17 protein-coding genes and 1 tRNA gene are annotated in these 19,043 nt (G+C 72.2%); 10 read left to right on the forward strand and 8 right to left on the reverse strand.

Annotated features, from left to right (window positions below; all coding sequences use genetic code 11):
• Positions 1 to 40 precede the first annotated feature (40 nt).
• Positions 41 to 125, reverse strand: a tRNA-Leu gene (locus tag AB0C62_RS41215).
• Positions 126 to 312: 187 nt separating this feature from the next.
• Here AB0C62_RS41215 and AB0C62_RS41220 point away from each other — a divergent pair.
• The 3 genes from AB0C62_RS41220 (at position 313) to AB0C62_RS41230 (ending at position 3,341) form a co-directional block, all read left to right on the forward strand.
• Positions 313 to 1,638, forward strand: coding sequence for a M20/M25/M40 family metallo-hydrolase (locus tag AB0C62_RS41220; protein WP_164372503.1), 1,326 nt, complete (start codon positions 313 to 315; stop codon positions 1,636 to 1,638).
• 144 nt (positions 1,639 to 1,782) lie between these two features.
• The gene (gene chpH / locus AB0C62_RS41225) at positions 1,783 to 2,016 is read left to right on the forward strand and encodes a chaplin ChpH (RefSeq protein WP_081223521.1); all 234 of its coding nucleotides are present in this window, start codon (positions 1,783 to 1,785) and stop codon (positions 2,014 to 2,016) included.
• A gap of 194 nt (positions 2,017 to 2,210) precedes the next feature.
• Positions 2,211 to 3,341 (forward strand): chaplin family protein, encoded by a 1,131-nt coding sequence (locus AB0C62_RS41230; protein ID WP_362982306.1) that lies wholly within the window; start codon positions 2,211 to 2,213, stop codon positions 3,339 to 3,341.
• Between the two features lie 105 nt (positions 3,342 to 3,446).
• Here the strand turns inward: AB0C62_RS41230 and AB0C62_RS41235 are convergent, their stop codons facing one another.
• Entirely contained in the window at positions 3,447 to 3,635 is a 189-nt protein-coding gene (locus AB0C62_RS41235) for a DUF5703 family protein (protein ID WP_081223519.1), read from the reverse strand.
• 47 nt (positions 3,636 to 3,682) lie between these two features.
• On the opposite strand from AB0C62_RS41235, the gene AB0C62_RS41240 reads away from it, so the two are divergent.
• Positions 3,683 to 4,381 carry a hypothetical protein gene (locus tag AB0C62_RS41240; protein WP_362982308.1) on the forward strand — a complete coding sequence of 233 codons (699 nt, stop codon included), beginning with the start codon at positions 3,683 to 3,685 and terminating at the stop codon, positions 4,379 to 4,381.
• A gap of 296 nt (positions 4,382 to 4,677) precedes the next feature.
• Here AB0C62_RS41240 and AB0C62_RS41245 read toward each other — a convergent pair whose 3' ends face one another.
• Positions 4,678 to 7,005 (reverse strand): helix-hairpin-helix domain-containing protein, encoded by a 2,328-nt coding sequence (locus tag AB0C62_RS41245; RefSeq protein ID WP_362982310.1) that lies wholly within the window; start codon positions 7,003 to 7,005, stop codon positions 4,678 to 4,680.
• A complete protein-coding gene (locus tag AB0C62_RS41250; protein ID WP_081223516.1) occupies positions 7,002 to 7,985 on the reverse strand; it encodes an aldo/keto reductase in 984 nt (327 codons plus the stop codon). The genes AB0C62_RS41245 and AB0C62_RS41250 overlap by 4 nt, the downstream gene beginning before the upstream one ends.
• 299 nt (positions 7,986 to 8,284) lie before the next feature.
• Here AB0C62_RS41250 and AB0C62_RS41255 point away from each other — a divergent pair, with 299 nt between their 5' ends.
• Complete coding sequence (locus tag AB0C62_RS41255; protein WP_362982312.1) at positions 8,285 to 9,340, forward strand: LLM class F420-dependent oxidoreductase; 1,056 nt, start codon at positions 8,285 to 8,287, stop codon at positions 9,338 to 9,340.
• Positions 9,341 to 9,565: 225 nt separating this feature from the next.
• A complete protein-coding gene (locus AB0C62_RS41260; protein ID WP_362982314.1) occupies positions 9,566 to 10,354 on the forward strand; it encodes a ferritin-like domain-containing protein in 789 nt (262 codons plus the stop codon).
• 16 nt (positions 10,355 to 10,370) lie between these two features.
• On the opposite strand, the gene corA is transcribed toward AB0C62_RS41260, so the two are convergent.
• Positions 10,371 to 11,369: a magnesium/cobalt transporter CorA gene (gene corA, locus AB0C62_RS41265; RefSeq protein WP_362982316.1), complete on the reverse strand. Its 999-nt coding sequence runs from the start codon at positions 11,367 to 11,369 to the stop codon at positions 10,371 to 10,373.
• A gap of 98 nt (positions 11,370 to 11,467) precedes the next feature.
• On the opposite strand from corA, the gene AB0C62_RS41270 reads away from it, so the two are divergent.
• The 4 genes from AB0C62_RS41270 to mshC all read left to right on the forward strand — a co-directional run bounded on the left by AB0C62_RS41270 (position 11,468) and on the right by mshC (position 14,996).
• The gene (locus tag AB0C62_RS41270; RefSeq protein WP_362982318.1) at positions 11,468 to 12,154 is read left to right on the forward strand and encodes a histidine phosphatase family protein; all 687 of its coding nucleotides are present in this window, start codon (positions 11,468 to 11,470) and stop codon (positions 12,152 to 12,154) included.
• Positions 12,155 to 12,275: 121 nt separating this feature from the next.
• The gene (locus AB0C62_RS41275) at positions 12,276 to 12,866 is read left to right on the forward strand and encodes a DUF3090 domain-containing protein (RefSeq protein ID WP_081223511.1); all 591 of its coding nucleotides are present in this window, start codon (positions 12,276 to 12,278) and stop codon (positions 12,864 to 12,866) included.
• On the forward strand, positions 12,830 to 13,657 hold the full coding sequence (locus AB0C62_RS41280; RefSeq protein ID WP_362982320.1) for an SCO1664 family protein: 828 nt from the start codon (positions 12,830 to 12,832) through the stop codon (positions 13,655 to 13,657). The genes AB0C62_RS41275 and AB0C62_RS41280 overlap by 37 nt, the downstream gene beginning before the upstream one ends.
• Positions 13,658 to 13,766: 109 nt before the next feature.
• A complete protein-coding gene (mshC, locus tag AB0C62_RS41285) occupies positions 13,767 to 14,996 on the forward strand; it encodes a cysteine--1-D-myo-inosityl 2-amino-2-deoxy-alpha-D-glucopyranoside ligase (RefSeq protein WP_362982322.1) in 1,230 nt (409 codons plus the stop codon).
• A 406-nt stretch (positions 14,997 to 15,402) separates the two neighbouring features.
• Here the strand turns inward: mshC and AB0C62_RS41290 are convergent, their stop codons facing one another.
• The 3 genes from AB0C62_RS41290 to AB0C62_RS41300 all read right to left on the reverse strand — a co-directional run.
• Positions 15,403 to 16,566 (reverse strand): PAC2 family protein, encoded by a 1,164-nt coding sequence (locus AB0C62_RS41290; RefSeq protein ID WP_362982324.1) that lies wholly within the window; start codon positions 16,564 to 16,566, stop codon positions 15,403 to 15,405.
• A gap of 305 nt (positions 16,567 to 16,871) precedes the next feature.
• Positions 16,872 to 17,543, reverse strand: a complete 672-nt coding sequence (locus AB0C62_RS41295) for a FadR/GntR family transcriptional regulator (RefSeq protein WP_362982326.1) — start codon at positions 17,541 to 17,543, stop codon at positions 16,872 to 16,874.
• A gap of 219 nt (positions 17,544 to 17,762) precedes the next feature.
• Positions 17,763 to 19,043 (reverse strand): FAD-dependent oxidoreductase (locus AB0C62_RS41300; RefSeq protein WP_362982328.1); only part of this gene is annotated, 1,281 nt, incomplete at its 5' end.

The following is a 19,043-nucleotide window of genomic DNA, read 5'->3' on the forward strand; positions in this document are numbered from 1 at the left end:
GATCTCCCGACCTGACGGTCGGGGCCCTCACTCCTCTGTGTGTCCGAGGGGGGACTTGAACCCCCACGCCCGTTAAAGGGCACTAGCACCTCAAGCTAGCGCGTCTGCCATTCCGCCACCCGGACAAGGTGTTTGTCGCGCGGGGTTTCCCTCGCGGCGACAGAGAAAACATTACCAGGCTTTCCAGGGGCCCCGATCACCCCCCGTCGCCGCGTGAACGGCGTGTGACGGGCCGGGACCTGCCTTGGGGAGACAGGGGTGGGAGAGGGAGGATGAGGGGGACCACCAGCGGCGACAGCGGGAGGAAGCAGCGTGAGCGACACCGGCACGACCAGCAGCGTCACGGGCCAGGACGAGGTCGTGGACCTCTGCCGCGAGCTGATCCGGATCGACACCAGCAACTACGGAGACCACTCCGGCCCGGGTGAGCGCAAGGCCGCGGAGTACGTCGCCGAGAAGCTCGCCGAGGTCGGTCTCGAGCCGCAGATCTTCGAGTCCCACCCGGGCCGCGCCTCCACGGTGGTCCGCATCGAGGGCGAGGACCGTTCGCGGCCCGGACTTCTGATCCACGGCCACACCGACGTCGTCCCGGCCAACGCGGCGGACTGGACCCACGACCCGTTCTCCGGCGAGATCGCCGACGGGATGGTGTGGGGCCGCGGCGCGGTCGACATGAAGGACATGGACGCGATGACGCTGGCCGTGGTGCGCGAGCGGATGCGCACCGGCCGCAAGCCCCCGCGCGACATCGTCCTCGCCTTCCTCGCCGACGAGGAGGCGGGCGGCACGTGGGGTGCCCGGCACCTGGTCGACAAGCACCCGGACCTGTTCGAGGGCGTCACGGAGGCGATCGGCGAGGTCGGCGGCTTCTCCTTCACGGTCAACGAGAAGCTCCGGCTGTACCTGATCGAGACCGCCCAGAAGGGCATGCACTGGATGAAGCTGACCGTGGACGGCACCGCCGGCCACGGCTCGATGATCCACAAGGACAACGCGATCACCGAGCTGTCCGAGGCCGTCGGGCGGCTCGGCCGGCACAAGTTCCCGGTGCGCGTGACGAAGACCCTGCGGCACTTCCTCGACGAGCTGGGCGACGCCCTCGGCACCGAGCTCGACCCGGAGAACATGGACGAGACGCTCGCCAAGCTCGGCGGCATGGCCAAGCTGATCGGCGCGTCCCTGCAGAACACCGCCAACCCGACCCAGCTCGGCGCCGGCTACAAGGTGAACGTGATCCCGGGGCAGGCCACCGCCCACGTCGACGCCCGCTACCTGCCGGGGTACGAGGAGGAGTTCCTCGCCGACCTCGACCGCATCCTGGGCCCGCGCGTGAAGCGTGAGGACGTGCACGCGGACAAGGCCCTGGAGACCAGCTTCGACGGCGCCCTCGTCGACGCGATGCAGACCGCGCTCTCCGCCGAGGACCCGATCGCCCGCGCGGTGCCCTACATGCTCTCGGCCGGCACCGACGCCAAGTCGTTCGACGACCTCGGCATCCGCTGCTTCGGCTTCGCCCCGCTGAAGCTGCCGCCGGAGCTGGACTTCGCCGGCATGTTCCACGGCGTGGACGAGCGGGTGCCGGTCGACGCGCTGCAGTTCGGCGTGCGCGTGCTGGACCGCTTCATCGACGCGTCGTGACGTTGACGCCGACATTCGCCCGCCCGTACGAAGATCGCCCGGCACGGGTGAATGTGACCATCAGCTCGTAGCTCTACTACTCCTTCCTCGTTACAGGTGTTGCGATCAGCTACTTGGGATCGCATTTGCCTACAAGGAGGAATAATGATCAAGAAGGTCGTCGCCGCTGCGGCTGCCACTGGTGGTCTGGTTCTCGCGGGTGCGGGCCTGGCTGTCGCCGACTCGGGTGCTCAGGGTGCCGCCGTGCACTCCCCGGGCGTCGTCTCCGGCAACGTCATCCAGGTGCCCGTTCACATCCCCGTGAACGTCTGCGGCAACACGGTCTCCGTGATCGGGCTGCTGAACCCCGCCTTCGGCAACACCTGCTTCAACAAGTGACGTCGTGCCCCGTCTCCCGACGGGGCACCCCATGAGGTCACCTCATGAGGGTCACTTCGTGAAGGTCTGAGCTCGTCGGCCCCGGAGTGCGCGCCATGCGCTCCGGGGCCGACCTGCTTTCCGCGCACACGTCCCGTGGGCGTGCGCGTGTTCTGAATGGTCCACGTCCCAAGGACTGAGGCAGGGATACAGCTATGCGACAGGTCACCCGCAAAGGCCTGATGACCGTGGCCGCGGCGAGTGGTGTGATCGCCGTGACCGGCGTGTCCGCGCACGCCGACACGGGCGCGAACGGATCGGCGTCGGATTCACCCGGCGTGCTCTCGGGCAACACGGTGCAGGTACCGGTGCACGTGCCGGTCAACGTCTGCGGCAACACGGTGAGCGTGGTCGGGGTGCTCAATCCGGCCGTCGGCAACAAGTGCGCGAACCAGAGCGGTCGCGGCGGCTCGTCCGGTGGCTACGGCGGATCCCACTCCGCTGGTGGCTCACAGGCAGGCGGCCACGCGACCCGCTCACCCGGCGTCGGCTCCGGCAACCACGTACAGGTGCCTGTCGACGCCCCCGTCAACGTGTGCGGCAACAGCGTCAACGTCATCGGGATCGGCAACGCGACAGCCGCCAACGGCTGCGCCAACGACTCGACCGGCAGCCACTCCACCACCCCGCCCGGCGGCGGCCACCCCGGAAACCCGGGCACGCCGGGCCACCCCGGCAATCCGGGCACGCCGGGTCACCCCGGTCACCCCGGCAATCCGGGTACGCCCGGTCACCCGGGCCATCCCGGCAACCCCGGTACGCCCGGTCACCCCGGCAATCCGGGTCAAGGACATCCCGGTCACCCCGGTCACCCCGGTCACCCCGGTCACCCCGGTCAGCCTGGACATCCGGGCCAGCCCGGTCACCCCGGCCAGGGGGGTCACCCCGGTACGCCGGGTCACCCGGGTCATGGGGGTCACCCCGGGCACCCGGGTCAGCCTGGGCACCCGGGTCAGCCCGGTCACCCGGGGCACGGGCACCACGGTCACTCGGGGCACCCCGGTCAGCCGGGCAACCCCGGAACGCCTGGTCAGCCGGGTACGCCGGGACAGACAGGTGGTACGTCCGGGTCGGGCGGCGGCGGCAAGCACCGGGCCGGCGTCTCGCAGGTGACGCACCTGGGCGCGCGGTCCACGGTCCGGACACCGCAGACGGCGCAGAACGGCCCCGCGCAGCTCGCGCACACGGGCAGCGAGCTGCCCATCGGTGCCGTCGTCCCGGCCGGAGCGGCCGCGCTGCTCGCCGGCGCCGTGCTCTTCCGCCGGGCGCGCTCGGCACGGGTGTGATCCCGTACGGCACCGGTGTGACCAAGACGCCACGACTTCCCCGGTGGCGTCGCGACGGAGTGGGCCCCGCGATGGCGGGGCCCCTCCCGTTCCAGCGGTCCTACGTCACCACGTCGCCCGCACCTGGCGGATGATCCGCCGGCGCAGCCGCACCCTGCGGCTGCCGTCGCGGAGCAGACTCAGGCGGTCCAACTCCCAGTGTCCGTACTCGGCATGGTCCGTCAGCAGGCGCGTCGTCTCCTTGCGGGAAACCCCGCGAGGCACGTACACGTCGACAAATTCGTATTCCGGCATCGCATCTATTGTGCGGGCAGAGGCCCGGTACGGATAGCGTCTGCACTATGTCTGATGCTGTGCAGCCCACCGCTGCCGAGGTACGAGCCGCCGCCGAGGCGGTCAAGACCGCTCTCGACCGTCACCTGGCCGCGGTCGAGCGCAGGACGGGCGACGACGACCCGGCCGTATACGAAGCGTTCAACGAGCTCGCCGCCGCGGCCGAGGAGTACGACGAGCTCCTCTACGACCGCTATGACGAGGTCACGCCCTTCGAGATCCCCGGCAGCGACGACACGCTGCCTCCGTACACCGGCCCGGAGGAGCCGAACGCGCTGAGCGTGGTGATCCGCCGGGACTACTCGGTGGTGGAGCCACAGCGACTGCTGGCGCAGGCCCAGCGCGTGGAGGCCGTCGAGGAGGACGGCGCCACCGCCACCGAGGGCTTCGACGCGGCGTCCGGCACCCTGCACGGGGCGCTCGGAGTCCTGTTCGGCGAGTTCGAACCGGACGAGATCGCCTCCCGGCACAAGGAGTTCGGGCTGGAGGAGGGCGACTCGACCCTGTGGGTGACCGCCGCCGACGAATCCGCCGAGCCCGGCGAATGGCTGGAGGCCCCCTTCGAGGCGATCGACCCGCAGCGTGTCGTGTGCCGTTTCGACGTCAGCGCGGTGTTCGACGACGAGTCGGACGACGAGGACCTCGAGGACGACCTGGACGCCGACGTGGAGCTGGAGCCGGTGGATCGGCTGGACGCGGATCGCTGAGGCACGGCCCGGCACAGACCTGAGCCGGCACCTCACCGACAGGTACGGGGGTGGCGGTCACCGGAACACGGTGACCGCCACCCCCGTTTCCGTCAGCTGAGCTGAGCTGAGCTGAGCTGAGCTGAGCTGAGCGGCGCTGACGCGGTATCTCCTGGGGCGCCGGCGAACGGGCGCACGGGCCGTTCACCGGCCCCCGGAGCGGACGGACGACCTGCCCCAGGTGGTCGCCCCAGGTCGTCGCGAGGGCCGGACCCGGGCGGGCTCACGCCATGACGACGCTCGCGTGGCTGCCCGGATCAGCCCGCCGCCGCCGGCGTCTGGGCCTTCAGCAGGGCCGGCAGGCGGGTGGTGCGGGGCTTCTGCGGGACCTCCGCCACCGCGTGCTGCAACGCCTGCTCCACGCCGTGCACGACCGACAGGTGCCGCTCCGCCCGTCCGAAGGCCGTGTACACCCACGGGCGGGTGAGGGTCGCCGCCGCGTCGCCGGGGAGCACCACGACCGCGGCGGGCCAGCGCAGCCCGACCGCCTGGTGCGCGGTGAGCGCCCAGCCGTGCCGCACGGTCTGCTCGACCCGCTCCTTCGGTACGACGACGCGTTCGCCCGCGCACTCCAGGTGCAGTCCGTCGGCATCGGCCTTCACCACCCGGCCCTGCAGGACGCGGCCCGGCGTGGGGGAGTAGGCGATCCGGTCGTCCGGGTCGAAGCCGCCGAAGCGGCACGGGCCGGGGTTCAGCCGCTCCTTGAGGGCGGTGTTCAGCGCGCGGGTGCCGACCGCGCCGCCGTGCCCGGGCGTGATCACCTGGGTCTGCTCGGCGGGGATGCCGATCGCTCGCGGCACCGAGTCGGCGACCAGCTGCACCGTGCGGTGCACCGCCTCGCCGGCGTCGCGCACCGGGACGATCACGACCTCCTTGCCGGGCGCCTCCACCTGGTTGAGTTCGCCGATGCCGACACCCGAGACCAGCTCTCCCACGGGCCCGGGGTCGGGCGTCCGGGAAGCCACCTGCGGGCAGGCGCGGGCGGCGATCAGGTCCGCGAAGACCCGCCCGGGACCCGCCGACCACAGCACTCCGGGGTCACCGCTCAGCACCAGGCGGGCTCCGTCCGGCAGGGACTCGGCGAGTACGGCCGCCGTCTCGACGTCGAGCTGCGGCGCGTCGAGGACGACCAGGACGTCCAGGTCCAGAGCCCCGTCCGCGTCGCGGCCCGGACCCTCGGCGCCGGAGAGCAGCCCGTCGACGGTGGCGGTGCCGGTGACCTCGCCGTCGCCCGCTGTCTCCTGCTCGTGTCCGGCCAGGAGGCTCGTGAGACCGTCACGGCCCCCGGCGGTGTGGGCGGCGGCCCAGCCGCGCAGACCGAGGCCGCGGGCCGCGCGCAGCAGCGCCGCCACCTCGGACCGGGAGGCGTCACCGCCGGTGTGCAGCACCAGGCCGTGGGCGGCCGCCGCGCGGATCAGCTCGCCCGCGGAACGGGGCGCGGCGCCGGCCGCCTCCTCCCAGTCGGCGGCCGAACCGTCCGCCTTGGGCACCGAGTTCATGATCCGGCCCAGCCCGTCGGAGAGGCTCTCCTCGGCCAGCGCGTACCGCTCCAGGCCGATGAGGATGCGTACCGGGCGCTCCTGCGGCTCCTCCGAGTCGTCCTGTGGCGCGGCCGGTGCCGGGTCCAGGGCGTCCTGGAAGACCAGGGCGTCGCCCTCGGCGAGCGCGGCCTGTACGGCGGCGTCCGGATCGGGGACGGCGCGCTGCGCGAGCGCGGCGACGAGCGCGGGAGCGTCCAGGGCGGTGTGCCCGGCCACGGCGGCCTGCTCAAGGAGCCACACGGTCAGCGCCCGGCCCCGACGCTCGTCGTCCGGGCCGCACTTCGCGCCGAGCAACGCCCGCGCGAACCCGTCGGCCGGCTCGGGCCGCACCCCGGCGACCCGCAGCAACTGCCAGGGATCCTGCCGTAGCTGAGCGTCGGCGCCCTCGCCCAGCGTGGCGACGACCTGGGGCGCGAGCGTCTCCGGCGCGCCCCCCTCGGCCAGCACGGTCCGAACGGCGTCGACGGCCTGCGGGGCGGCGGCGCTCGGCGAAGCGGGCTGGGCGGCAACGGGCTGCGGTCGCCGCGCCGGCTCCTCGACGACCCGGCGTGGCGCGGGAGTCGATTCGCGGAAGGCGGTGGCCACGGGCTTCTCGCCGCTCTCCACGGCCCGTACGGCGGCGAGCAGGTCCGCCGCCGTACCGCTGAGCTTGGTCCCGGCCTCGATCGGGGTCTGCTTCTCGGCCTTCCGCCGCTCGATCCGCTCGCGCTCCAGCCGCTGGGCGGCCAACTCGGCCGCCGCCTCGGACACCTGGGCGGCGGCCTCGGCCTCGGCGGCGGCCTCGGCGGCGGATGCCGTCTCGGCACCCTCTCCGTCGCTGCTGTCGCTGCCGTCCTCGCCCGCTTCGGCGTCGGCGTCGGCCTCCGCAGCCGGGCCCGTCCCGGCGTCCGGCCCCGCCCCTTCGGGCGCGGTCCCGTCCCCGTTCCCGGAACGCGTGCTTGCGTCTCCCGCGTCGGCGCCCGTGTCCTGCGGGTCGCCCGCGGTCGAGTCCGCGCCCGGCGCCGCCGGCTCCGCGTCCTCCGTGGTCTCGGGCTCCGTGCTCACAGCGTGCTCCAGTCGTGATCGGGATAGTGGTGCACCGGGGCCGACACGTCGTCGAGAGCCCGGCAGATCTCGTCAGGAAGACTAAGGGTCTCCACTGACAACGCGGCCGTGAGCTGCTGCGCGTTGCGCGCGCCGACGATCGGTGCGGCGACCCCGGGTCTGTCGCGGATCCAGGCGAGCGCCACCTGGAGCGGCGTCACGGCGAGACCGTCCGCCGCGATCGACACCGCCTCCACGATGCTGCTCGCCGTCTCGTCGAGATAGGGCGCGACGAACGGCGCGAGATGCTCCGAGCCGCCCCGTGAGTCGGTCGGCGTCCCGGCCCGGTACTTGCCGGTGAGCACGCCCCGCCCGAGCGGCGAGGAGGGCAGCAGGCCGACGCCCAGGTCGAGGGCGGCCGGCAGCACCTCCCGCTCGATGCCCCGCTGGAGCAGGGAGTACTCCATCTGTGTGCTGGCCAGGCGCGTGCGTATGCCGGGCGCGGCGAGCTGCCAGGTGGCCGCCTTGGCGAGCTGCCAGCCGCAGAAGTTGGACACGCCCGCGTACCGGGCGCGGCCGCTGCTGACCGCCAGGTCGAGGGCCTGCAGGGTCTCGTCCAGGGGCGTGTGGGGGTCGTAGGCGTGGACGTGCCACAGGTCCACGTAGTCCGTGCCCAGGCGGGCCAGCGAGGCGTCCAGGGCCGACAGGAGATGGCTGCGCGAGCCGTCGAAGCGGCGCTCGGGGTCGGGCACGCTCCCGGCCTTCGTCGAGATGACCAGGTCCCGGCGCGGCACGAGCCCCTCGACGAGGCGCCCCAGCAGGTACTCGGCCTCCCCGTCGCCGTACACGTCCGCGGTGTCGACGAGGGTCCCGCCCGCTTCCCAGAACGCCTTCAACAGGTCCGCGGCGTCGTGCTCGTCGGTGTCCCGGCCCCATGTGAGGGTGCCGAGTCCGATCCGGGACACACGCAGGCCGGTACGGCCGAGATGCCTCTGCTCCATGAACGCCGAGATTACTGTCCGGAACCGGCCGCGTGGGGGCCTGTGGACAACCGAGATCCCACCGATCGCCGCACGTGACGACCCGTGGACCGGGACCGGGGTCGCGACCGGCGTACGCGGGCGCACGGGCATCGGGTCGACAGGGGCCCACACGACGCCCCGAGCGCAGTTCCCCGCGGAGTCCCGGGCCGCGTTCCGGGCAGTCGCCGTGCAGGCCGAAGGTCCCGCTCCCCGACCGGGACGCACGCGCGCTAGGGTCTCGGCCAAGGGACGTTACTGATCGGTAAGGGGAATCGGCCATGCAGCTCGGCATCAACCTCGGCTACTGGGGCGCGGGAATGGACGCGGACAATCTCGCCGTGGCCCAGGAGGCCGACCGGCTCGGGTACGCCGTCTGCTGGGCCGCCGAGGCCTACGGCTCCGACGCCGCCACCGTGCTCAGCTGGGTCGCCGCCCAGACCGAGCGCATCGACGTCGGCTCGGCCATCTTCCAGATCCCGGCCCGGCAGCCCGCCATGACCGCGATGACCGCCGCGACCCTCGACTCCCTGTCCGGCGGCCGCTTCCGGCTCGGGCTCGGCGTCTCCGGACCGCAGGTCTCCGAGGGCTGGTACGGCGTCAAGTTCGACAAGCCGCTGGCCCGCACCCGCGAGTACGTGGAGATCGTCCGGAAGGCCATGACGCGCGAGCGGCTGTCCTTCGAGGGCGAGCACTGGACCCTGCCGCTCCCGGGCGGCCCGGGCAAGCCGCTGAAGCTCACCGTGCACCCGGAGCGCGAGCACATCCCGCTGTACGTCGCCGCGATCGGCCCCAAGAACCTGGAGCAGACCGGCGAGATCGCCGACGGCGCGCTGCTCATCTTCCCCTCCGCCGAGCACCTGGAGGAGACCGCGGTCAAGCACCTGCGCGCGGGCCGGGAGAAGGCCGGGAAGACGATGGAGGGCTTCGACGTCTGCCCGACGCTGCCGCTCGCCCTCGGCGACGACAAGGACGTCAGCGCGCTCGCCGACATGTTCCGCCCGTACACCGCCCTGTACGTCGGCGGCATGGGCAGCCGCAAGCAGAACTTCTACAACCAGCTCGCCCAGCGCATGGGCTACGAGAAGGAAGCCGCCGAGATCCAGGACAAGTACCTGTCCGGCGACAAGGAGGGCGCGGCCGCCGCCATCCCGCACGCGCTGATCGACCAGACGACCCTGCTGGGCTCGGTGGACCGCATCGCCGACCGGATGACGGCGTACGCCGCCGCCGGTGTCACCACGCTCACGCTGGCTCCGGCGGGCTTCACCCTGGAGGACCGGATCGCCTCGCTGCGGGCCGGATCCGACGCCCTGGAGCGCGCCGGACTGGCGTAACCGCGCCGGAACGGATCCGGAGGAAGTCTGCGGCCGTGGTGGGGGCTCGGGGGTCTTCCCCGCCACGGCCGTCACGGGGAACAACGCGCCGGCGGCCCCTTGGTTACGCGCCCCGGCCCGGTTCTCCGTCCGTCGTTCGGCGGATTTGTCCGACACATCGGTTGCCGGTTGTCCGACATCCCATTTGACTCGTTTTCTGCGGAACCCTGCGGAGAGGTGTCAGAGATGCTTTCGGCCAAGAATCTGTTTCAGGAGATCCTCGACAACGACGAGTCGTACCGGCTCTTCTGTTCCATCGCCGCCAGCGGGGAGTCGCAGGGTGGCTGGGAGAACGCCAGGATCGCCGCGCTGGTCCCGGCGGGCGAACGCGAGCTCGCCCCCAAGATCGCCCGCCACGGCGCCGACGAGGACAAGCACGGGCGGATCTTCAACGCCCTCATGAAGAAGCGGGGCCTGGAACCCGTCGACGTCCCGGCCGACACCGACTACACGATGCTCCTGGAGCGGCACGGCATCGGCCTGGCACACGAGCGGCTCAAGGGCGACCAGCCGCTCACCGTGCAGGACGTCGTCACCTATCTGGCCCACAGCAGGGTCACGGAACAGCGCGCCTCCGAACAGATGGACCTGCTGCGCAAGCACTTCGCCGACCACCCCGACCTCGGGCGCGCGGTGAAGATGATCTCCAACGACGAGGACAACCACCTCGCCTACTGCCACGAGGAACTGCTGCGCTTCGCCCACGCCGGCCACGGCCGCGCGATCCAGCGGACGCTGCGGACCTGCGCCCACGCCGAGATCCGCGTCTACCGGGAGGTGAGCCTCGCCGTGATGGCCCACATGGGACACATCCTCGGCTGGTCCCGCGCGAAGGCGGCCGTGCTCGCCGCGGGCATCCACGCCGTGTACGGCTACGAACGTGCCGTGGGCTGGCGGCGGATGGTCTCCCTGGAGATGCCGGAGCGGCGTGGCGCCCTCAACGGCCCCGCCACCACCGCGCCCGAATTCGCCTGACGGCGGCGGGCCGGCGCTACAGCCAGCCCCGCCGCTTGAACTGCCGGTACAGCAGGACCTCCAGCACGACCATGATCCCGACCACGGCCGGATACGACCACACCCAGTGCAGCTCGGGCATGTGGTCGAAGTTCATGCCGTAGATCCCCGCGATCATCGTGGGGACCGCAGCCATCGCGGCCCACGCGGAGATCTTCCGCATGTCGTCGTTCTGCCGCACGCTCATCTGCGCGAGATGCGCGGACAGGATGTCGGACACCAGCCGGTCCAGGCCCTCCACCGACTCGTTGACCCGCATCAGGTGGTCGTTGACGTCCCGGAAGAAGGGCTGGGCGTCCACGTTCACGAACGGTACCGCCGCGGTGGCCAGGCCCGAGCCCGAGAGCCGGGTCAGCGGCGCCGCCAGCGGGACCGTCGCCCGGCGGAACTCCTGCACCTGCCGCTTGAACGCGTAGATCCGCGAGGCGGTGTTCCGGGAGCCGCCCAACTGCGGCGAGAAGACCTCCGCCTCCAGTTCCTCCAGGTCGGTGCCCAGCTCGGTCGCCACCTCCAGGTAGTGGTCCACCGTCGCGTCCGCGATCGAGTAGAGCACCGCCGTCGGCCCGTGCCGCAGCATCTCGGGATCCGCCTCCAGACGACGCCGTACGGCCGCGAGCGGCGACTCCTCGCCGTGCCGCACGGTCACCACGAACGAGTCCCCGAGGAAGACCATGACCTCGCCGGAGGAGACGGCATCGCTCTCCGGTTCGTACGCCACCGGCTTCAGGACCATGAAGAGCGAGTCCTCGTACATCTCCAGCTTCGGCCGCTGGTGGGCCTTGAGGGCGTCCTCGACGGCCAGCGGATGCAGTCCGAACTCCTCGGTGACCAGGTCGAACTCCCTCTCGGTGGGCTCGTACAGGCCGATCCACACGAAGGCGTCGCCCTCGGCCCGGCACTGTGCGAGGGCGTCGGAGAGGTCGTCCGGGCCCTCCGTCCGCTTCCCGTCCCGGTAGATGGCGCAATCGACGATCACGGAGCGTATTCTCCTGTCCTTGGGGTCCTGTCGCACTCCGGCCGCCGCTGTCCACAGCGCCCACCGGGTCCGCGGGCCGTCCGTCTACCCTGGGCCGCATGCCCACCCTGATCCTCGTCCGGCACGGACGTTCCACCGCCAACACCGCGGGACTGCTCGCCGGCTGGACGCCCGGCGTCGCCCTCGACGAGCGCGGGACCCAGCAGGCCGCGGCACTGCCCGGGCGGCTCGCCGGGCTGCCGATCGCCGAGATCGTCGCCAGCCCCCTCCAGCGCTGCCAGGAGACCGTCCAGCCGCTGCGGGAGGCCCGCCCCGAGGTGCCCGCGCACAGCGACGAGCGCATCGGCGAGGCGCACTACGGCGACTGGTCGGGCCGCAAGCTCGCCGAGCTCAAGGACGAGCCGCTGATGGAGGTCGTCCAGGCGCATCCGTCCGCGGCCGCGTTCCCGGGCGGCGAGTCGATGCGGGCCATGCAGACGCGGGCCGCCGAGGCGGTGCGCGAGTGGAACGCGCGCGTGGAGCGCGACCACGGCAGCGACGCGGTGTACCTCATGTGCTCGCACGGCGACATCATCAAGGCGCTCGTCGCCGACGCACTCGGACTTCATCTCGACCTCTTCCAGCGGATCTCTGTTGAACCGTGTTCCATCACAGCGATCCGTTACACCCGCTTGAGGCCATTTCTCGTGCGACTCGGGGACACCGGTGATCTCGCGTCCCTCGCGCCGCGCGAGGAAGCCCCGAGCGGCGACGCCCCGGTCGGGGGCGGCGCGGGCGCACCGTGATCGTCGGCCGCAGTAGGGTGAAGCGGTCGAAGCAGCGCAGTAGTTGTCAGCAAGTTCTCAGCAGCCGATGCGGGGCGGCGCGATCAGCCGGCCCTCATGCCGAATCCAATGGAGACAGGACGTGTCCCGTCAGGTGTTCCTCTACGACCCCCCGGACCGTTTCGTGGCCGGTACGGTCGGGTTGCCCGGGCGCCGTACCTTCTTCCTGCAGGCCACCTCGGGGCCCCGGGTGACGAGCGTGGCCCTGGAGAAGACCCAGGTCGCCGCACTCGCCGAGCGGATGGAAGAACTCCTCGACGAGGTCGTCCGGCGCACCGGCGGCAGCGCCCCGGTCCCGGCGATGGCCCCCACCGAGGTGTCCGACACCGCCCCCCTCGACACACCCGTCGAGGAGGAGTTCCGCGTCGGCACCATGGCGCTGGCCTGGGACGGTGACGAGCAGCGCATGATCGTCGAGGCGCAGGCCCTCGTGGAGCTCGAGGCGGAGTCCGACGAGGACCTCGCCGAGGCCGAGGAGCGACTCCTCCAGGACGAGGAGAACGGCCCGCCGATGCTCCGGGTCCGCCTCACCGGAGCCCAGGCCCGCGCCTTCGCCAAGCGGGCCCTCGACGTCGTCAACGCCGGCCGGCCGCCCTGCCCGCTGTGCAGCCTCCCGCTCGACCCGGAAGGACACGTATGTCCGCGCCAGAACGGATACCGCCGCGGAGCGTGACGACCGCCGAGCTGCTCGCCCGGGGCGAGCTGAAAGTACGCGGACAGATCCGTGAGGCCTCGAACGCGGTGCTCTACTGCTCCGTGTCGTACGAGGGCCGCGAGGCGTTCTGCGTCTACAAACCCGTCGCCGGTGAGCGCCCCCTGTGGGACTTCCCCGACGGCACGCTCGCCCAGCGTGAGGTCGCCGCGTACGAGGTGTCCGAGGCGACCGGATGGGGGCTCGTGCCCACCACCGTGCTGCGCGACGGACCGTACGGCGAGGGCATGTGCCAGCTGTGGATCGAGCCCTCGGCCGGCGAGGACGGGGACGGCCTGCTCGCGCTGGTGGAGGGCGAGGAGCCGGCCGAGGGGTGGAAGGCGATCGGCTTCGCGGAGGTCGGCGAGGGCGAGACGGCTCTGCTCGTGCACGCCGACGACGCCCGACTGCGGCGGCTCGCCGTCCTCGACGCGGTGATCAACAACGCCGACCGCAAGGGCGGCCACCTGCTGCCCACCGGCGAGGGCCGCCTCTACGGCATCGACCACGGGGTCACCTTCAACGCCGAGAACAAGCTGCGCACCCTGCTGTGGGGCTGGGCCGGCGAGCCGCTCACGGCCGAGGCGGTGGAGGTCCTCACCTCCCTCCGGGACGCCCTGGCCCCGGGAGCGCCGCTGGCCACCCGGTTGGCCGAACTCGTCACCGCCGCCGAGATCGAGGCCACGCGTGCGCGGATCGTGGCCATGCTCACGTCCGGCACACACCCCGAGCCCAGTGGCGAGTGGCCCGCCATTCCCTGGCCGCCGGTATAGCGCGCGAGCGCCGCTCCGTCCGGGGCGGCGCACCGCGCAAGAGGGCCTTCCCGGCCATCTCGGGCTGGCCGGTTCGTATACGGAAGTTCCGTCCGGTTAGTCTCATGACATGTATGCCTGGCCCGCTTCCGACGTCCCCGCCCTGCCTGGTGAGGGCCGCGACCTCCGGATCCACGACACCGCGACGGGTGGGCTCGTCACCCTCGACCCCGGTCCCGTCGCCCGTATCTACGTCTGCGGCATCACGCCGTACGACGCGACCCACATGGGGCACGCGGCGACCTACAACGCGTTCGACCTCGTGCAGCGCGTGTGGCTCGACACCAAGCGGCAGGTTCACTACGTCCAGAACGTGACGGACGTCGACGATCCGCTGCTGGAGCGGGCCGAGCGCGACGGCGTCGACTGGGTGGGCCTCGCCGAGAAGGAGACCGCCCTCTTCCGCGAGGACATGACCGCCCTGCGGATGCTGCCGCCGCAGCACTACATAGGCGCCGTCGAGGCCATACCCGGCATCGTGCCGCTCGTCGAGCGGCTGCGGGACGCCGGAGCGGCCTACGAGCTCGAGGGCGACGTCTACTTCTCCGTGGAGTCCGACCCCGACTTCGGCAAGGTGTCCAACCTGGACGCCGCGACGATGCGCCTGCTCTCCGCCGAGCGCGGCGGCGACCCCGACCGGGCCGGCAAGAAGAACCCCCTCGACCCGATGCTGTGGATGGCCGCCCGTGAGGGCGAGCCGAGCTGGGACGGCGGCTCGCTGGGCCGCGGCCGCCCCGGCTGGCACATCGAGTGCGTCGCCATCGCCCTCGACCACCTGGGCATGGGCTTCGACGTCCAGGGCGGCGGTTCCGACCTCGCCTTCCCGCACCACGAGATGGGCGCCTCGCACGCGCAGGTACTGACGGGCGAGTTCCCGATGGCCAAGGCGTACGTCCACGCCGGCATGGTCGGCCTGAACGGCGAGAAGATGTCGAAGTCGAAGGGCAACCTCGTCTTCGTCTCCCAGCTCCGGCGTGACGGGGTCGACCCGGCCGCCATCCGCCTCGCGCTCCTCTCGCACCACTACCGGGCCGACTGGGAGTGGACGGACGCGGTCCTCGCCGAGGCGGTCGCCCGCCTGGAGGACTGGCGGGCCGCGGTGTCGCGCCCGGACGGGCCGCCGGCCGAGGCGCTGGTCGACGAGATCCGCGCCGCGCTCACGAACGACCTGGACGCCCCGGCCGCGCTCGCCGCGGTCGACCGCTGGGCCGCGCTCCAGCACGGCACGGGCGGCACGGACGAAGGCGCCCCCGGCGTCGTCTCGCGTGCCGTGGACGCCCTCCTGGGCGTGGCGCTGTAACGGTTCCCTGTACGGCCGGGCGCCGGGCGGAGTGATCCGCCCGGCGCCCTGTGCGTGCCGTCCGCCGTCGCCGGCCCCTCCTCCCGCACCTGGGCGTGCGTTTTTGGTTCCGGTTCATCAACTGGCGCAGGCCGTCGTCGATGAACAGGCGGAGGATCGACGGCTGCCCGGGCAGAGGCGTGAGGGCGTCCCAGAACTTCGTGGCGATGCCGGTCACGAGCGAGGCGGCCCGTACCGCGCTCGGCAGCACGAGCGGCTGCCCCTGCCCTTGCAACTGCGCCTGCTGCCCACCGAGTTGGCGAGACGGATGTCATGTGCCGGGAGCGCGGCGGACGTTGACGGCACGACTGAGGGCGGGGCGCGTCGTGCGCGCCCCGCCCTCAGCCGTCTCGTCCTGTCGCTCCGCTCAGTCCTCGGAGGCGTCCGACGTGTCGGAGGACCCGGAGGCGTCGGAGGGGTCCGAGGTCTCCGGTGCGTCCGGCGCTCCCGACGGACCCGGAGAGTCTCCGGAGCCCGGCGCGCGCCCCCGGGTGTCCGAGCGGGGCCCACCGGCCGCCTCGTCCGTCCCCTTGCGCGGCTCGGCGTCCGAACCGCCGTCCTGACCCGCGTCGGACTCGGGTCGCTGCGTCATCGGCGGCCGGTTCCGTCCGCCGGGCGTGCCGGGAGTGTCGCGGAGGTACGACTCGCCGCTCTCCGTCGCGTGGCCGCCGGACCCGGCGGTCGGGCCGCCGCCGTCCCTGCGGCGCAGGTAGCGCTCGAACTCGCGCGCGATCGCCTCGCCGGACGCCTCGGGCAGCTCGGCGGTGTCCCGGGCCTCCTCCAGCGTCTGCACGTACTCGGCGACCTCGCTGTCCTCGGCGGCCAGCTGGTCGACCCCGAGCTGCCAGGCCCGCGCGTCCTCGGGCAGCTCGCCCAGCGGGATCCGCAGGTCGATGAGGTCCTCGAGCCGGTTGAGGAGGGCCAGGGTCGCCTTCGGGTTGGGCGGCTGCGACACGTAGTGCGGTACGGCGGCCCACAGCGACACCGCCGGGACGCCCGCGTGGGTGCACGCCTCCTGGAGGATGCCGACGATGCCCGTGGGGCCCTCGTACTTGGTCTCCTCCAGGTCCATGGTGCGGGCCAGGTCGGCGTCCGAGGTGACGCCACTGACCGGCACCGGACGGGTGTGCGGGGTGTCACCGAGCAGCGCGCCCATGATCACCACCAGCTCGACGCCCAGCTCGTGCGCGAAGCCGAGCAGCTCGTTGCAGAACGAGCGCCAGCGCATCGACGGCTCGATGCCGCGGACCAGCACCAGGTCACGGGGCTTGTCACCGCCGACCCGGACCACCGACAGACGGGTCGTGGGCCAGGTGATCTTGCGGACACCGCCGTCCAGCCAGACGGTGGGCCGGTTGACCTGGAAGTCGTAGTAGTCCTCGGCGTCGAGCGCCGCGAACACCTCGCCCTTCCATTCCTTGTCCAGGTGCGCGACCGCCGTGGAGGCGGCGTCGCCGGCGTCGTTCCAGCCCTCGAACGCGGCCACCATGACTGGGTCGATCAGCTCGGGAACCCCTTCCAGCTCGATCACCCAGCGCCTCCTTCCGATGTGCCCTCGCGTACGCACCAACCTTACGGCGTGCCGAGGGGCCCGCTGCAGCCCCCTCGCACGGGGGAGTGAACGGATCACTGCCCCGTCCATGGCCCGGAAACACGCGGGACCACCACCCCGGACGACCCGTCAGTCATCCGAGCTGTACACGGTCAACTCACCCGACCGCCCGTACCATTGCCCTCTGCTCGTCCCCTACGTCGGATGACGGTGAGAGGTCGGATGTCCGCGCGGCGACCCGCCGCACCGTCGGGGGATGAGGGGCACACATGACCGAGCCGTGCCTACAGCGTGGACCTGAGCCACTGCTCCACGCTGGCGATGTGCACGGTCGCCCAGGACCTGGCCGCCTCCGCGTCCCGGTCCCGCAGGGCGGCCAGGATGGCCCGGTGTTCGTGCAGGGTGCGGCTGACCGCGTCCTCCTGGGTGAGCCCCCGCCAGACCCGGGCCCGGGTGGTGGGCCCGGACAGGCCGTCGAGGAGCGAACAGAGCACCGAGTTGCCCGACGTCCGCACGATGCCCCGGTGGAAGTCCAGGTCACCGGCGACGAGTTCCTCCACGGACGGCTCCGGACCCAGCTTGTCCAACTCGTCCGTGAGGGCGTCCAGTTCCTCGTCGGTGATGAGGGTGGCCGCCATCGCGGTGGCCGCGGGCTCCAGGATGCGGCGCACCGCGAGGAACTCCAGGACCGTGTCGTCGCGGTGGAAGTCGACGACGAAGCTCAGCGCCTCCAGCAGCAGTTGCGGGTCCAGGCTGGTGACGTACGTGCCGTCGCCCTGGCGCACGTCCAGGATACGGATGAGGGACAGGGCCCGGACGGCCTCCCGCAAGGAGTTCCGGGACAGCCCCAGGTCGGCCGCCAACTCGCTCTCCTTGGGGAGCCGGTCGCCGGGACGCAGCGCGCCCGAGACGATCATTGCCTTGATCTTCTCGATCGCCTCGTCGGTGACTGCCATGGCGGGGCCTCCTGGTGGCTCAGGATGTCCCCTCAGACATCCGATGTCTCAGGGGCCATTATGCGCGGTGCGCCGACCCGCCCAGGAAGCGTCCGGAGACGGGGATGCCACCACCCGCGGGCGGGGAGACGAGGGCCGCGGGCCCGACACGAAGGGGCCCGGGCACGGGTGAGGGGCGGCACCCCCCGTGGGAGCCGCCCCTCGCACCGCCGCCCGCGCCTACTTCCGGTCGAGCAGGTCCTGCACGCGACCACGGATGTCGTCCGTCGCCAGGCCGCGGATGGTCAGCGTCGTACGGCGGCGCAGTACGTCGTCCGCCGTCTCGGCCCACTCGTTGTCGCGGGCGTAGACGACCTGCGCCCAGATCTCCGGGGCGTCCGGGTGGACGCGCTCGGCGAGTTCGGGGTTCTCGTTCGCCAGGCGGGCGATGTCGAAGGCCAGCGAACCGTAGTGGGTGGACAGGTGCCGGGCGGTGTCGGCGGCCATGCGGGGGCCGGGCGCCGGGCCGTCCACCAGGAGGCGGTGCGCGACGGCGCGCGGGTTGGCGACACCGGGCAGCGGCATCTTCTTCGGCAGCTCGGAGATCGGCTCGAAGTCCTCGCCCAGCGGGTGGCCGGGCAGCGACTCCAGCTTCTTCATGACCGTACGGCCGATGTGCCGGAAGGTCGTCCACTTGCCGCCCGCGACGGACAGCATGCCGCCGCGGCCCTCCGTGACGACCGTCTCCCGCTTGGCCTTGGAGGTGTCGCCGGGACCGCCCGGCAGCACCCGCAGACCGGCGAAGGAGTACGTGATCAGGTCCCGGTCGAGCTGCTGGTCGCGGATGGAGAACGCGGCCTCGTCGAGGATCTGGGTTATGTCCTTGTCGTTGACCGCGACCTCGCCCGGGTCGCCCTCGTACTCCTCGTCGGTGGTGCCGAGCAGGAGCATGTCCTCCCAGGGGAGGGCGAAGGTGATGCGGTACTTGTCGATCGGGGTCGCGAGCGCGGCCTTCCACGGCGCGGTCCGCTTGAGGACCAGGTGCGCGCCCTTGGACAGCCGGATCGACGGAGCCGCGTTCGGGTCCTCCAGCTTGCGCAGGTGGTCGACCCACGGTCCGGTCGCGTTCAGCACCAGGCGGGCGTCCACGCCGAACTCGTCACCGGAGAGGCGGTCCCGCAGCTCGGCGCCGGTGACCCGGCCCCGGGTGAAGCGCAGGCCGGTGACCTCGGCGTGGTTGAGGACCGCGGCGCCGGACTCGACGGCCGCGCGGACCGTCATGAGCGCCATGCGGGAGTCGTTCATCTGGTCGTCGCCGTACACGGCGACGGCCTTGAGGTTGTCGGTGCGCAGTTCGGGCACGTCCTGCGCGGCCTTGGCGGGGCTGAGCAGGTGGCCGACGCCGTCGCCGAAGGCCGACAGGGCGGAGTAGGCGAAGACGCCCGCTCCGAGCTTCGCCGCGCCGTGCGGCCCGCCCTTGTACACGGGGAGGTAGAACGTGAGCGGGTTCGCCAGGTGGGG

Source organism: Streptomyces sp. NPDC048643, assembly GCF_040650615.1.
In the GTDB taxonomy this organism is placed as follows: Bacteria; Actinomycetota; Actinomycetes; order Streptomycetales; family Streptomycetaceae; genus Streptomyces.